We start from the raw sequence: 13,566 nt of genomic DNA, 5'->3' as shown, positions 1-13,566 counted from the left end.
GGGGAGCTCATGCGTTTAATGATGATTCTGGCTGTGCTGGTGCTCAGTGCTTGTCAGCATGTTTCGACGCCGCCACCGATCGTCGGCGAGATCCGCGACCTGCGCACCGGCCAGGCGCTGACGGCGCAGGAACTGGTGCTGCGACTGGCCAAGCCTTCGCGACTGATTGTGGGGGAGCAGCATGACAATCGCGATCACCATGAACTGCAACGCTGGTTATTGCAGGAGCTGGGAGAGCAGCGCCCGCAAGGCAGTCTGCTGTTGGAAATGCTCACGCCGGATCAACAACAGCGCGTCGATGATGTTCGTCATGCCTCGACGCGGCCCACCGACTTGCCCGATGCATTGGCCTGGGAGCCTGGCTGGGACTGGAATCTCTACGGCCCGATCGTCCGTTTTGCCCTGACCCAACCGTATCCACTGCTGGCCGCCAATCTGGACACCGTCGAGGTGCGTGCTTTCTACGCCCGAACGCCGATATTGAGTGGCGCTCGCTCCAATACCGCACCGGTGAAGGCTGAGTTGCTGGCCCAGATCAGCGAGTCCCATTGCGGCCTGCTGCCCGCCTCGCAAATGCCGGCGATGCTCGCGGTTCAGCAGCAACGTGACCGCCGCATGGCTGAGCGGTTGCTGGCGGCACCCACACCTGCATTGCTGTTTGCCGGCGCTTATCACGCGCGCAAGGATGTGGGTGTGCCGATTCATACACTTGATCTGGGGGCGCCCGAAGCGCCAACGGTATTGATGCTGGCGCAGCAGGGCAGTGAGGTCACGGATGAGATGGCTGACTATGTTTGGTATACGCCCGCCACACCGGCACCGGATTATTGTGCAGAGATGCGCAAGCAGTTCGGCAAATAGATAAGGTACTTTTCCACAGGCAAAAAAAGACCCGGCAAGAGCCGGGTCAAATAACCGTGATTAGCCTGATGAGGAGATATCTGAGAGTCCGAACCAAGGGCTTTTCAAATATCGACCAGTCTCGCGACCAGTTGTGATAATCATAGCGATTCTCATTACCAAGTCAACCGCTGATTCTTCATTTATTTGAAAATCACCTGCCGGTTGCCGGAAAGCCCTGTAAACACTGGGTTGCAGGGTGAGCTCTTGAGCGCGCTCTGCGTAACCTGCTGGTTCAGCAAGTACATGACGGCTGCGCCCGTTCAATTCTTGTGGCGTGACGAGATCGCTTCCAGCTGTTTATTCAGGGCTTCCTTGCGCTCGGCGGGAATGTCGTTCCAGTGCACGTCCATCAAAGCGCCTTCGATCGCATACAACAACACCTTGGATGCCCGAAATCCGCGTGTGCGCACGGCCCGATAAGCATCCACCGCCCCCAGGCGACGCAAGTCCGAGGCGCTGTGGATGCCCACGGCATGCAGCCATTGCGCCGACGTCTTGCCAAGATTCTTCAGGTGCTGCAGTTCATCATTCATCAAGCCTCCTTGCGACGGCCGAACGGTGCGTGGGCAAGCTTCTGAGGAGTGTAGCCATCAGTAGGAAAAGCGTGATTGTTTGGTCGGTTTCGGAGCAAATGCTTCTAAGAGGCAAGTCCGTTGAGCGGCGTAAAAGTACGCGAACACGATGGGAACAGGCAGGAGGGTGTCAGGTTCTCAAGCTGAAAATGCCCACAGTCCAGCGCAAGGCGGGGGCGCTGGACGTATTGAATATCGGTCGTTTTTAACGGGTGCGATAACGCAGGCGTGTGCCGAAATTCATCGACATCAGGATTTCGTCGGCACTCAGTTCCGGGGGAAAGTAGGCGCCGGAAATCTGCGCGTGGGCCAGGCTGGCCCCTTCAAGGTTGGAATGAGTGAAGTCGATGCCGCGCAAGTCGGCGGAACGGAAATAGGCGTCGGTAAAGTCGACACCGTCGGCGTTCAGCTCACGCAGGTCCAGGCCACGGAAATCACCACCGACCATGTCGATAGGTCCGTCTTTTGGACGTTCGTTGTTGAAACCTGTGATGTCGTCTTTGTGCAGCAAGGCAAAAAGCGGGGTGTCGAGAAATTTGGGCTGGCTCATGTCACATCACCTGTTGGTTTTATGACGCCAGTATAGTGCCACTATTTAACAGCCGTGAAGCCGGCGAAGGCTCCACGGCTGAAATACTTTCTTACAGCCCCGGCAAGCGTTGGCGAATTTGCGCAACGACGGTGTCGAGGGTTCCGCTTTCATTGGTCTGAACGCGCTTGCTGCACAGAATTTCTTCAGGCGTCAGGGCTTCACGACTGGCTTGCTGAGCGGCGATAACGGCCAGGTTGGCGTCGGATGGATCCTTTTTGTCGGCCTGACGCAGGGCCAGCCAGCTTTCGATCACCGCTTGTGGTGCGTTGCAATCAAGGATCAGGAACGGCGCGCCGGTGGCTTCGGCGATTTTCGCCGCGCCATCACGCTGATCGCGCTTGAGGTAAGTGGCATCGACCACCACCGGGAAGCCGGCACGCAGGATCACGGCGGCAATTTCATGCAGGCGGGTGTAGGTCGCGGCGCTGGCGTCAGCGCTATAAATGCCGACTTGCGGATCGTTCGCGACGGTTTGCTCGCCGAACAGGCGTTTGCGTTCTACATCGGAGCGCAGGCGAATCGCGCCCAGCGCTTCCACCAGTCGCATGGCCACATGACTTTTGCCGACAGCGGAAACGCCGTGAGTAATGGCCATGAAGCGCGAAGGAATGGTGCTGTAGCTTTCCGCCAGGTTGGCGTAGTTGCGGTACTGGCGCAGGGTGGTGGCGCGCTGCACCGGGTCGGCTTCGGCCGGCATGCTGAACAGGCTGACCTTGGCACGAACCAGTGCGCGGTAGGCTTTATAGAAGTTCAGCAGTTCCAGGCCCTGGTAATCGCCGGTCAACTCCAGGTATTGGCTGATGAAGCGACGGGCCAGGCTCTTCAGGCCGCGGTCTTCAAGGTCCATCGCCAGGAAACCGGTGTCGGCATAGACGTCGGTGAAGCGGAACGGTTCGTTGAATTCGATGCAGTCGAAGATCACGACTTTGCCATCGATAACGGTGGCGTTACCCAGGTGGATGTCACCGTGGCACTCGCGGATGAAGCCTTCGGCCTTGCGTTGGGCGAACAGCGGCTTGAGGCGTTCGAAGCTACTTTCGGCCCAGGCTTGCAGGGCGTCGAGTTGCAGCAGGTCGGCCTTGTCACTCAGGAACGGGCGGATCTGTTCGAAGTTCTGCCGCACCGGCGCCATGACGCTGTCCGGGGTGCCGGCTTCGTGTTCGGCAGGCACTTTTGGCGCGGTGAGGTGGAATTGAGCAATCTGTGCGGCCATCTCGTCGATGTGCGCGGTGGTCAATTCGCCGTTGGCCTGCAGGGTGCTGAGCAACTGGCTTTGCGGGAACTGACGCATTTTCAACGCGTAATCGACGACTGGGCCGCCGCCACCGAATTGCGGTGCTTCAGCGTTGCCAGTGATCGGCAACACTTCGAGATACAAGTCATTGGTCAGGCGCTGGTTCAAGCGCAGCTCTTCACCGCAGAAGTGCTCGCGAGCATCGAGGCTAGTGAAGTCGAGGAAGCCGAAATTGACCGGCTTCTTCACTTTATAAGCAAAGGGGCCTGTGAGAATCACCCAGGAAATGTGGGTTTCGATGACCTGGAACCCGTCTACCGGATGCGGGTAGAGGGCCGGGTTTTGCAGGGCGGCGATCAGGGACTGGCTCACAAGCGTTCCTTTATAGTCTGGGAAAATTCACGGCGGTCATTATGGCCGCAAGTCCGTCTGACGCAAACCTCGGAGGGCTCCTGTTGAGTATGAATAAAGTGCGTATAATCCGGCGCCATGACTCGTACTCGATCCCCCCGCACCCCCAAAAAACCACCTTCCAGAGGCCTGAGCCCCTGGCTGGGCTGGGCCCTTAAACTCAGTCTGGTCGGCCTTGTGGTGCTCGCCGGATTCGCGGTTTACCTCGATGCCATCGTTCAGGAGAAGTTCTCCGGCAAGCGCTGGACCATCCCGGCCAAGGTGTATGCGCGCCCTCTGGAGCTGTTCACCGGCCAGAAGCTGAGCAAGGAAGACTTCCTCACCGAGCTCGATGCCTTGGGCTATCGTCGCGAAAGCGTGAGCAACGGCCCCGGCGCGGCGGCGGTCAACGGCAACACCGTCGACTTGAATACCCGTGGTTTCCAGTTCTATGAAGGCCTGGAAAACGCCCAGCCCGTGCGTGTGCGGTTCTCCGGCGATTACGTGGCCGAGCTTTCGGCGACCAACGGTTCGAAGCTATCTGTAGTGCGGCTGGAACCGCTGCTGATCGGCGGGATTTACCCGAAGAATCTCGAAGACCGCATTCTGATCAAGATTGATCAGGTCCCTCCGTATCTGCTGGAAACCCTGGTTGCAGTGGAAGACCGGGACTTCTATAGCCATTGGGGTGTGTCGCCCAAGTCGATTGCCCGTGCGATCTGGGTCAATACCTCTGGCGGCAAGATGACCCAGGGCGGTAGTACGCTGACACAGCAGCTGGTGAAGAATTTCTACCTGACCAGCGAGCGCAGCCTGACCCGCAAGCTCACTGAAGCCATGATGGCGATGTTGCTGGAGCTGCATTACGACAAACGAGAAATTCTTGAGGCTTACCTCAACGAAGTGTTCGTTGGTCAGGACGGCCAGCGCGCGGTGCACGGTTTCGGTCTGGCTAGCCAGTTCTTCTTCGCGCAGCCGTTGTCCGAGTTGAAACTGCATCAAGTCGCGATGCTGGTAGGCATGGTCAAGGGGCCGTCCTATTACAACCCGCGTCGCAACCCGGAGCGGGCGCTCGAGCGACGCAACCTGGTGCTCGATGTACTTGAGCAACAAGGCGTCGCTAGCGCCGAGCAGGTTGCTGCTGCGAAGAAAATGCCGCTGGGCGTGACGACGCGCGGCAAGTTGGCCGACAGCTCGTTCCCTGGTTTTATCGATCTGGTTAAACGTCAGCTGCGCGAAGACTATCGCGATGAAGACTTGACCGAAGAAGGCCTGCGGATCTTCACCAGTTTCGATCCTATTTTGCAGATGAAAGCGGAAGCGTCGGTCAACGATACGTTCAAGCGTTTGTCCGGGCGCAAAGGTTCCGATGACGTTGAAGCGGCGATGGTCGTGACCAACCCGGAAACCGGCGAAGTCCAGGCTATGATCGGCAGTCGTCAGGCGAGCTTCGCCGGTTTCAACCGGGCACTGGATGCTGTCCGACCGATCGGCTCGCTGATAAAACCGGCGGTTTATCTGACAGCCCTTGAGAAGCCGAGCCAGTACACGCTGACCAGTTGGCTGTCGGACGAATCCTTCTCGGTGAAAGGCGCGGATGGTCAGGTCTGGAAACCGCAGAACTATGATCGCCGTTCCCACGGCACGGTTTTCCTGTATCAAGGCCTGGCGCATTCCTACAACCTGTCGACTGCGCGTCTCGGGTTGGCGGTGGGCGTGCCGAATGTCTTGAAGACGCTGGCTCGCCTGGGTGTGAGTCGCGAGTTCCCGGCATTCCCGTCGATGTTGCTCGGCGCGGGCGGCATGACCCCGATCGAAGTGGCGACCATGTACCAGACACTCGCCAATGGTGGCTTCAATACGCCGATGCGCGGGATTCGCAGCGTTCTGACGGCCGAGGGCGAGCCGCTCAAGCGGTATCCGTTTCAGATTCAGCAGCGTTTCGATCCGGCTTCTATTTACCTGATCCAGAGCGCCATGCAGCGGGTCATGCGTGAAGGCACCGGCAGTTCGGTTTACAACGTGTTGCCGAAAACCCTGACGCTGGCGGGCAAGACCGGTACCAGTAACGATTCGCGAGACAGCTGGTTCGCCGGTTTCAGTCAGGACTTGCTGGCGGTGGTGTGGCTGGGTCGCGACGACAACGGCAAGACACCGTTTACCGGTGCCACCGGCGCGTTGCAGGTCTGGACCAGTTTCATGCGCAAGGCCGATCCGTTGCCGCTGGACATGCCGCAGCCGGATAATGTGGTTCAGGCCTGGGTCGACTCGCATACCGGACAAGGCTCTGATGCCAACTGCCCAGGCGCCGTGCAGATGCCGTATATTCGCGGCAGCGAACCGCCTCCCGGCGCCGCGTGCGGTGGCGAAAGCCCCGTTAACGGCGAAACGGTGATGGATTGGGTCAAGGGCTGGATGAATTAAGCAAAGAGGGTTTCAAGTGAACAAGTGGTTGATTCCAGCGGTAACCGCCGTGGCTTTGCTCAGCGGTTGTTCCAGCGTACAGCGCGGTTCGATCCCGGTTGTGGATTCCGGCAGCGCCGTTTCCAACAGTGAGCGGATTTCGGCAAATGGCGGTTATCGTCAGACGACGACCAAGCGTCCTGTGCAAGCCCAGACGCAAGCGATTCCGCAAGGTGACACCGGCGTCGTGGTGATGGTGCCAGGTGGTGGTGCAGTTGCCTCGGCACCGATCAGCACCTCGCCGATTACGCCTGGCCCGATTACTTCGGGTCCGATCGACACCTCGCCGGTTCAGTCGGCGCCGATCAATCAGGGCAGCTACAGCATGCCGTCGACTCCGAGCGGGATTCCTTCGTCGAGCGCCGGCGGCCTGTCTGCCGACGAACAGCTGGACGGCCCGGTGTTGGCATTGCTGACCACCGCTCAGCAGCAACAGGCCGGTGGCGACCTCAACGGTGCCTCTTCCAGTCTCGAGCGTGCTCAACGTGTCGCGCCGCGTGAGCCGCAAGTGCTTTATCGTCTGGCTCAGGTCCGCATGGCTCAAGGCGATGCTGCACAAGCCGAACAGTTCGCTCGTCGTGGTCTGACCTTGGCCAATGGTCGTCCGGCACTTCAGGCCAGCCTGTGGGAATTGATCGCGCAAGCTCGTGAGAAACAGGGTGATTCCGCAGGTGCATCACTGGCCCGTCAGAAGGCCAAGGTTTTGTCGTGATGGACGCACGCTTTCCAAAGATTGCCGAGCAGTTGCTGTTGATCGAGCGCGAACTGCGCGTTCAGGGGTGGTGGGACGATGTCTCGCCATCCGTCGAAGCGTTGTCCAGTGTAGAGCCCTTTTCGGTCGATACGCTGGATTTCGAGCAGTGGCTGCAATGGATTTTTCTGCCGCGCATGAAAACAATCCTCGAGCAGGATTTACCGCTGCCCAATGCTTCGGGCATTCAGGAGATGGCCGAAATGGTCTTCGCCGCCCGCAATGTTCAGGGCAAGGATCGGCAGTTGCAGGTTCTGCTCAAAGAGTTCGACCTGCTGATCACCGCCTCCCGCTGACCCCGTTCCTTTGTAGGAGCAGAGCTTGCTCGCGAAGGCGGCCTAACCTTCAAAAGGTATGTTGACTGATCCACCGCTTTCGCGAGCAAGCTCAGCTCCTACAAGTTCCTACTGACAGTTTTCTGTGATCTGTCGCTGTGCTTCGGCGGTGCGCTCCTGGCGTTGCTCGTCAGTCAGGCGGCGCATCTCACCGTCGACATCCTCCCGCAGTCGCGGATTGTTCTGCAGTTGAGCCAGGTTCGTCCGCGCCTGCTCGCAGAACACCTTCAGCTGGGCTTGCTGCTCGGCGACCTGTTTTTTCACTGTCTTGTCGATGGCCTGTTGATCGCCGATGGCGTTACTGCGTGGCAGCGTAGCCGGCTTGCCCGCAGAGGGGGAGGGCGTGACGACGGTAGCGGCTTCCCGGCCCTGGGGCGGTTGTGCATCGAAGTGGGTAACGCCCTGCTCATCGACCCATTTGTAAACCTGGGCGGCCATGGACACAGGGCTGATGCCGATCAGCAGGCTGGCGGTCAGGAATAACGTTCGCATGCCATTTCCTTGTATTGGGTTGCGCAATTGAAGCTAACACAGTTGCTGTTTAGCGGTTTTTTCTTGCTTTCTCATGTGCTTACTTCAATAAAGCACATTGACGACTTGACTTGCAGGGGACGAAACAGAAGAATCCAAAGTCCGCTGTAGAGGGACTGCCAGAAGCAGACCCACTCGGCAGATCATGAGGCGCACATCCGCGCCGACCTGTTACACCCGCAACGCGTTACCTCGCGCTGGGTGGGAAAGGCCCGCAACACTTGGGACGATCCCAATACTTGCTCAGTCAGTGCTGACGTAGTCGGCGACCACCGTCGCTCATGCTCTGCCGAGAAGTAAACCTATTAAGACCCGTCCCCCTTTTATGTGGACGGTATTCTGGCGTTTTAGAGGTGAACAACGTGGAGCTTTTATCTGGCGGTGAGATGCTTGTCCGCTTTTTGCGTGACGAAGGCGTCAAATATATCTATGGGTACCCGGGTGGTGCCGCATTGCATATCTACGACGCGCTGTTCAAAGAACCAGCCGTTCAACATATTCTCGTTCGTCATGAGCAGGCTGCCACGCACATGGCTGACGGCTATGCGCGCGCCACCGGCAAGGCCGGCGTCGTACTGGTGACTTCCGGTCCCGGCGCGACCAACGTCATTACCGGTATTGCTACTGCTTACATGGACTCGATCCCGATGGTGATCCTGACCGCCCAAGTGCCGAGCACCATGGTCGGTACCGACGCCTTCCAGGAAACCGACATGATCGGTATCTCCCGGCCGATCGTGAAACACAGTTTCATGATCAAGCATGCTTCGGAAATCCCGGAGATCATGAAAAAGGCGTTCTACCTGGCGCAATCCGGTCGTCCTGGTCCTGTCGTTGTCGATATCCCGAAAGACATGACCAACCCGGCCGAGAAGTTCGAATACATCTTCCCGAAAAAAGCCAAGCTGCGTTCCTATAGCCCGGCGGTTCGTGGTCACTCGGGCCAGATCCGCAAAGCGGTGGAAATGCTGTTGGCGGCCAAGCGGCCGATCATCTATGCCGGCGGCGGCGTCATTCTGGGTAACGGCTCCGCGCCGTTGACAGAGCTGGCGCAACTGCTGAACGCACCGGTCACCAATACCTTGATGGGCCTTGGCGCCTATCCGGGCAGCGACCGCCAGTTCCTTGGCATGCTCGGTATGCACGGCAGCTACACCGCCAACCTGGCGATGCATCATGCCGACGTGATCATGGCTGTGGGCGCGCGTTTTGACGATCGCGTGATCAACGGCGCGTCGAAGTTCTGCCCGAATGCCAAGATCATTCACATCGACATCGACCCGGCTTCGATCTCCAAGACCATCAAGGCCGATGTTCCTATCGTAGGCCCGGTGGAAAGTGTATTGACCGAAATGGTCGCTACCTTCAAGGAAATCGGCGAGACCCCTAACAAGGACTCGGTAGCTGCCTGGTGGAAGCAAGTTGAAGAGTGGCGCGGTGATCGCGACATGTTCCCCTACAACAAGGGCGACGGCAGCATCATCAAGCCGCAGACCGTGATCGAGACCTTGCACGAAGTGACCAAGGGCGATGCCTATGTGGCTTCCGACGTGGGTCAACATCAGATGTTTGCGGCGCAGTATTACCGCTTCGACAAGCCGAATCGCTGGATCAACTCCGGCGGCCTGGGCACGATGGGCTTCGGTTTCCCGGCCGCGATGGGCGTGAAGCTGAGCTTCCCCGATGCTGATGTGGCCTGTGTGACCGGTGAAGGCAGCATCCAGATGAACATCCAGGAGCTGTCCACTTGTCTGCAGCATGACCTGCCGGTGAAGATCATCCTGCTCAACAACGGCGTGCTCGGCATGGTCCGTCAGTGGCAGGACATGAGCTACGGCGCGCGTCACTCGCACTCCTACATGGAATCGTTGCCGGACTTCGTCAAGTTGGCCGAAGCCTACGGCCACGTCGGGATGCGCATCACGGACTTGAAGGATTTGAAGCCGATGATGGAGCAAGCATTTGCGATGAAGGATCGTCTGGTGTTCATCGACATCAAGGTCGACGCCGGTGAGCACGTCTACCCGATGCAGATCAAAGACGGCTCCATGCGCGATATGTGGCTGAGCAAGACGGAGCGTACTTAATCATGCGGCACATTATTTCCTTGCTTCTGGAAAACGAACCCGGCGCTTTGTCTCGTGTAGTCGGCCTGTTCTCGCAGCGCAACTACAACATCGAAAGCCTGACCGTGGCGCCAACCGAAGACCCGACCCTGTCGCGTCTGACGCTGACCACGGTGGGCCACGATGAGATCATCGAGCAGATCACCAAGAACCTGAACAAGCTGATTGAAGTGGTCAAACTGGTCGACCTGTCGGAAAGTGCTCACATCGAGCGCGAACTGATGCTGGTCAAGGTCAAGGCCACCGGCGCCCAGCGCGCCGAGATCAAGCGCACCACCGATATTTACCGTGGGCAGATCGTCGATGTCAGCGCTAGCGTGTATACCGTTCAATTGACCGGTACCAGCGACAAGCTCGACAGCTTCATTCAGTCCATCGGCACCGCGTCGATTCTGGAAACCGTCCGTAGCGGCGTAACCGGTATCGCTCGCGGCGACAAAGTACTCAGCATCTAAACCAAATTAGTGAATGGCCTGAACGGCCTGGATATATAGGGGAATTTCATGAAAGTTTATTACGAAAAAGACTGCGACCTGTCGATCATCCAGGGCAAGAAAGTTGCCATCATCGGTTACGGCTCCCAGGGTCACGCTCAAGCGTGCAACCTGAAAGACTCCGGCGTTGATGTCACTGTTGGCCTGCGTAAAGGTTCGGCGACTGTTGCCAAAGCCGAGGCTCACGGCCTGAAAGTGACTGACGTTGCTTCCGCTGTTGCTGCTGCCGACCTGGTCATGATCCTGACCCCGGACGAGTTCCAGTCCGCCCTGTACAAAAACGAAATCGAGCCGAACATCAAGAAAGGCGCCACCCTGGCCTTCTCCCACGGTTTCGCGATCCACTACAACCAGGTTGTTCCGCGCGCTGACCTCGACGTGATCATGATCGCGCCGAAAGCACCTGGCCACACCGTACGCTCCGAGTTCGTCAAGGGCGGCGGTATCCCTGACCTGATCGCTATCTACCAGGATGCTTCCGGCAACGCCAAAAACGTTGCACTGTCCTACGCTGCTGGCGTGGGTGGCGGTCGCACCGGCATCATCGAAACCACCTTCAAGGACGAGACCGAAACCGACCTGTTCGGCGAGCAAGCCGTTCTGTGCGGCGGTACCGTTGAACTGGTGAAAGCCGGTTTCGAAACCCTGGTTGAAGCTGGCTACGCGCCGGAAATGGCCTACTTCGAATGCCTGCACGAACTGAAGCTGATCGTTGACCTCATGTACGAAGGCGGCATCGCCAACATGAACTACTCGATCTCCAACAACGCTGAATACGGCGAGTACGTGACCGGTCCGGAAGTGATCAACGCCGAATCCCGTCAGGCCATGCGCAACGCCCTGAAACGTATTCAGGACGGCGAGTACGCCAAGATGTTCATCAGCGAAGGCGCAACCGGCTATCCTTCGATGACCGCCAAGCGTCGTAACAACGCCGCTCACGGTATCGAAATCATCGGCGAGCAACTGCGCTCCATGATGCCGTGGATCGGTGCCAACAAGATCGTCGACAAAGCCAAAAACTAAGTCGCACACTTGTACGGAAAACGCGGCCTAGGCCGCGTTTTTTCGTTTGGGGAGCCGGTTCTGGTATAAAGCTGCATCGTTTGCGGCCGAACCGTCGTCCCAGACACCTGTCGAAACTTTCCACCCCGTTGCAAGGTAATGTCCATGAGCGAACGTCCCGAAGAGCCAAACCAGGCTTCTGACGCCGAAAGCCTGCTGCCCATCGATGAGCACATCGAAGAAGGGCATGACGCTGAAGGTCGTAAAGTCCGGCATCGTGGTATCTATCTTCTGCCGAATCTGTTCACCACTGCGAACCTGTTCGCAGGGTTCTACTCCATCATCAACTCGATGAGTGCACAGAGCGCCTTGAGTGCCGGTGATGCAATTGGTGCGAGCAAGTATTTTGCTTTTGCCGCGATCGCCATTTTTGTCGCCATGGTACTCGACGGCCTAGACGGTCGCGTTGCCCGTATGACCAACACCCAGAGCGCCTTCGGTGCCGAGTACGACTCTCTGTCCGATATGGTCGCCTTCGGTGTCGCTCCGGCACTGCTGGCATTTGGCTGGGCCTTGGGCGATATGGGCAAGGTCGGCTGGATGGTCGCCTTCATTTATGTCGCTGGCGCTGCACTGCGTCTGGCTCGTTTCAACACCCAGGTGGGCACCGCCGACAAACGTTACTTCATCGGCTTGGCCAGTCCGGCTGCAGCGGGTGTGGTTGCAGGCATTGTCTGGGCATTCAGTGATTACGGCATCCAGGGCTCCAAGATGTCTTTCCTGGTAGCGCTGATGGTCGCGGCCGCCGGCATGCTGATGGTCAGTAACATCAAGTACAACAGCTTCAAGGAGCTGGACCTGAAAGGGCGCGTACCTTTTGTGGCGATCCTTGCTGTCGTGCTGGTGTTCGCCGTCGTATTCAGTGATCCGCCGCGCATCCTGCTGCTGGTTTTCCTCGCCTACGCAGCATCGGGTCCGGTTCAATATCTGTTACGTCTTCGTCGGCACAAAAACACGTAATTTCCCTCATACTCCGCAGTCTATTGGTGCATCTGTCCTCCAATGCTGCGGAGTTGCCATGCTGATCAAAGTCCCCAAGACATCCGACTGCCATGAGTCGGACGTCACGCCCGAATCCCTCTATCTATCTCGTCGAAATGTGCTGGGTGCCGCCGTTGCCGGTTTAGCGGTGAGCAGCTTGCCGAGCTGGGCCAGCGCGGACGATGCCGGGCGCTATCCGGATGTCGAGCCTGGCAAGGCACCTTCCTGGTTTGCCGAGAAACTTCCTTCTACCAAGTGGGGGGCGGTCAACGTCAAGGATGAAGCGATCACGCCATTCAAGGATGCGACCCACTACAACAACTTCTATGAATTCGGCACCGATAAAGGTGATCCGGCGGCCAACGCTGGCGCGCTGAAAACTGAGCCTTGGAGCGTGGTGGTGGACGGGGAGGTGGGCAAGCCGGGTCGATATGCGCTGGAAGACTTCATGAAGCCATACCAGTTGGAGGAGCGCATTTATCGTCTTCGCTGCGTGGAGGCCTGGTCGATGGTCATCCCGTGGATCGGTTTTCCCATATCGGCCTTGCTCAAGGAAGTCGAGCCGACTTCCAAAGCCAGGTTCATTCGCTTCGAAACCCTGCAGGATCCGAAGACCATGCCGGGGCAGCGCTCTGGTTTTGCCTTGATCGACTGGCCTTATGTAGAAGGGTTGCGCCTGGATGAGGCCATGAACCCGTTGGCGATTCTTGCGGTGGGCATGTATGGGCGCGAATTGCCTAACCAGAATGGCGCGCCTCTGCGTCTGGTGGTGCCGTGGAAGTATGGCTTTAAGAGCATCAAGTCCATCGTGCGGATCAGTCTGGTCAGCGAACAGCCGAAAACCACCTGGCAAAGCATTGCTGCGGACGAGTACGGCTTTTATGCCAACGTGAACCCGACTGTCGATCATCCACGCTGGACCCAGGCACGGGAACGACGTTTGCCGAGCGGTCTGTTCAAGCCCAATGTGCGCGACACGCAAATGTTCAACGGCTACTCGGATGAAGTCGCTGCTTTATATGCAGGGCTCGATCTGCGGAAGAATTACTGATGCGATATCCGTTGTGGCGAGTGGCCGTCTTTATCGCGGCGGCGGTATGGCCGTTGCTTTGGCTCTATCAGGCTTGGG

The 13,566-nt window shown here is 58.2% G+C and carries 14 protein-coding genes (1 of these 14 cut by a window edge); 10 read left to right on the top strand and 4 right to left on the bottom strand.

From position 1 onward, the window contains the following. Positions 1-9: 9 nt before the first annotated feature. Positions 10-861 carry a ChaN family lipoprotein gene (locus KJF94_RS22005; RefSeq protein WP_214378750.1) on the top strand — a complete coding sequence of 284 codons (852 nt, stop codon included), beginning with the start codon at positions 10-12 and terminating at the stop codon, positions 859-861. A 302-nt stretch (positions 862-1,163) separates the two neighbouring features. Here the strand turns inward: KJF94_RS22005 and KJF94_RS22000 are convergent, their stop codons facing one another. From KJF94_RS22000 to KJF94_RS21990, 3 genes are all read right to left on the bottom strand, one after another. Beyond that, the gene (locus KJF94_RS22000; RefSeq protein WP_007971093.1) at positions 1,164-1,436 is read right to left on the bottom strand and encodes a TfoX/Sxy family protein; all 273 of its coding nucleotides are present in this window, start codon (positions 1,434-1,436) and stop codon (positions 1,164-1,166) included. A gap of 244 nt (positions 1,437-1,680) precedes the next feature. Further along, a complete protein-coding gene (locus tag KJF94_RS21995; protein ID WP_214378748.1) occupies positions 1,681-2,025 on the bottom strand; it encodes a pentapeptide repeat-containing protein in 345 nt (114 codons plus the stop codon). Between the two features lie 91 nt (positions 2,026-2,116). After that, the gene (locus tag KJF94_RS21990; RefSeq protein ID WP_214378746.1) at positions 2,117-3,673 is read right to left on the bottom strand and encodes a bifunctional aminoglycoside phosphotransferase/ATP-binding protein; all 1,557 of its coding nucleotides are present in this window, start codon (positions 3,671-3,673) and stop codon (positions 2,117-2,119) included. A gap of 117 nt (positions 3,674-3,790) precedes the next feature. Here KJF94_RS21990 and mrcB point away from each other — a divergent pair, with 117 nt between their 5' ends. The 3 genes from mrcB to KJF94_RS21975 are packed head-to-tail and all read left to right on the top strand — an operon-like array spanning position 3,791 to position 7,201. After that, positions 3,791-6,115, top strand: a complete 2,325-nt coding sequence (gene mrcB / locus KJF94_RS21985) for a penicillin-binding protein 1B (RefSeq protein ID WP_214378744.1) — start codon at positions 3,791-3,793, stop codon at positions 6,113-6,115. Between the two features lie 16 nt (positions 6,116-6,131). Then, positions 6,132-6,866: a tetratricopeptide repeat protein gene (locus KJF94_RS21980; protein ID WP_214378742.1), complete on the top strand. Its 735-nt coding sequence runs from the start codon at positions 6,132-6,134 to the stop codon at positions 6,864-6,866. Next, positions 6,866-7,201 carry a YqcC family protein gene (locus tag KJF94_RS21975; RefSeq protein WP_214378739.1) on the top strand — a complete coding sequence of 112 codons (336 nt, stop codon included), beginning with the start codon at positions 6,866-6,868 and terminating at the stop codon, positions 7,199-7,201. The genes KJF94_RS21980 and KJF94_RS21975 overlap by 1 nt, the downstream gene beginning before the upstream one ends. Positions 7,202-7,309: 108 nt before the next feature. On the opposite strand, the gene KJF94_RS21970 is transcribed toward KJF94_RS21975, so the two are convergent. After that, the gene (locus KJF94_RS21970) at positions 7,310-7,732 is read right to left on the bottom strand and encodes a DUF4124 domain-containing protein (RefSeq protein ID WP_214378737.1); all 423 of its coding nucleotides are present in this window, start codon (positions 7,730-7,732) and stop codon (positions 7,310-7,312) included. 401 nt (positions 7,733-8,133) lie between these two features. Between KJF94_RS21970 and KJF94_RS21965 the strand changes: the two genes are divergently transcribed. The 6 genes from KJF94_RS21965 to msrQ form a co-directional block, all read left to right on the top strand. After that, the gene (locus KJF94_RS21965; RefSeq protein WP_214378735.1) at positions 8,134-9,858 is read left to right on the top strand and encodes an acetolactate synthase 3 large subunit; all 1,725 of its coding nucleotides are present in this window, start codon (positions 8,134-8,136) and stop codon (positions 9,856-9,858) included. Positions 9,859-9,860: 2 nt separating this feature from the next. Beyond that, positions 9,861-10,352, top strand: coding sequence for an acetolactate synthase small subunit (gene ilvN / locus KJF94_RS21960; protein ID WP_003205610.1), 492 nt, complete (start codon positions 9,861-9,863; stop codon positions 10,350-10,352). Positions 10,353-10,400: 48 nt separating this feature from the next. After that, positions 10,401-11,417: a ketol-acid reductoisomerase gene (ilvC, locus tag KJF94_RS21955; protein WP_007948647.1), complete on the top strand. Its 1,017-nt coding sequence runs from the start codon at positions 10,401-10,403 to the stop codon at positions 11,415-11,417. 144 nt (positions 11,418-11,561) lie between these two features. Further along, the gene (gene pssA / locus KJF94_RS21950) at positions 11,562-12,416 is read left to right on the top strand and encodes a CDP-diacylglycerol--serine O-phosphatidyltransferase (protein ID WP_214378733.1); all 855 of its coding nucleotides are present in this window, start codon (positions 11,562-11,564) and stop codon (positions 12,414-12,416) included. A 58-nt stretch (positions 12,417-12,474) separates the two neighbouring features. Continuing rightward, entirely contained in the window at positions 12,475-13,488 is a 1,014-nt protein-coding gene (gene msrP / locus KJF94_RS21945) for a protein-methionine-sulfoxide reductase catalytic subunit MsrP (protein ID WP_214378731.1), read from the top strand. Then, positions 13,488-13,566 carry the beginning of a protein-methionine-sulfoxide reductase heme-binding subunit MsrQ gene (msrQ, locus tag KJF94_RS21940; RefSeq protein ID WP_214378729.1) on the top strand. 542 nt of this gene lie beyond the right edge of the window, so 79 of the gene's 621 nt are visible here — the first part of the coding sequence; it begins with the start codon at positions 13,488-13,490; its stop codon lies beyond the right edge, outside the window. The genes msrP and msrQ overlap by 1 nt, the downstream gene beginning before the upstream one ends.

Origin of the sequence: Pseudomonas hormoni (assembly GCF_018502625.1) — a bacterium.
In the GTDB taxonomy this organism is placed as follows: Bacteria; Pseudomonadota; Gammaproteobacteria; order Pseudomonadales; family Pseudomonadaceae; genus Aquipseudomonas; species Aquipseudomonas hormoni.
Note: the sequence above shows the minus strand (reverse complement) of the source record. Positions and strands in the feature narration are given on the sequence as shown.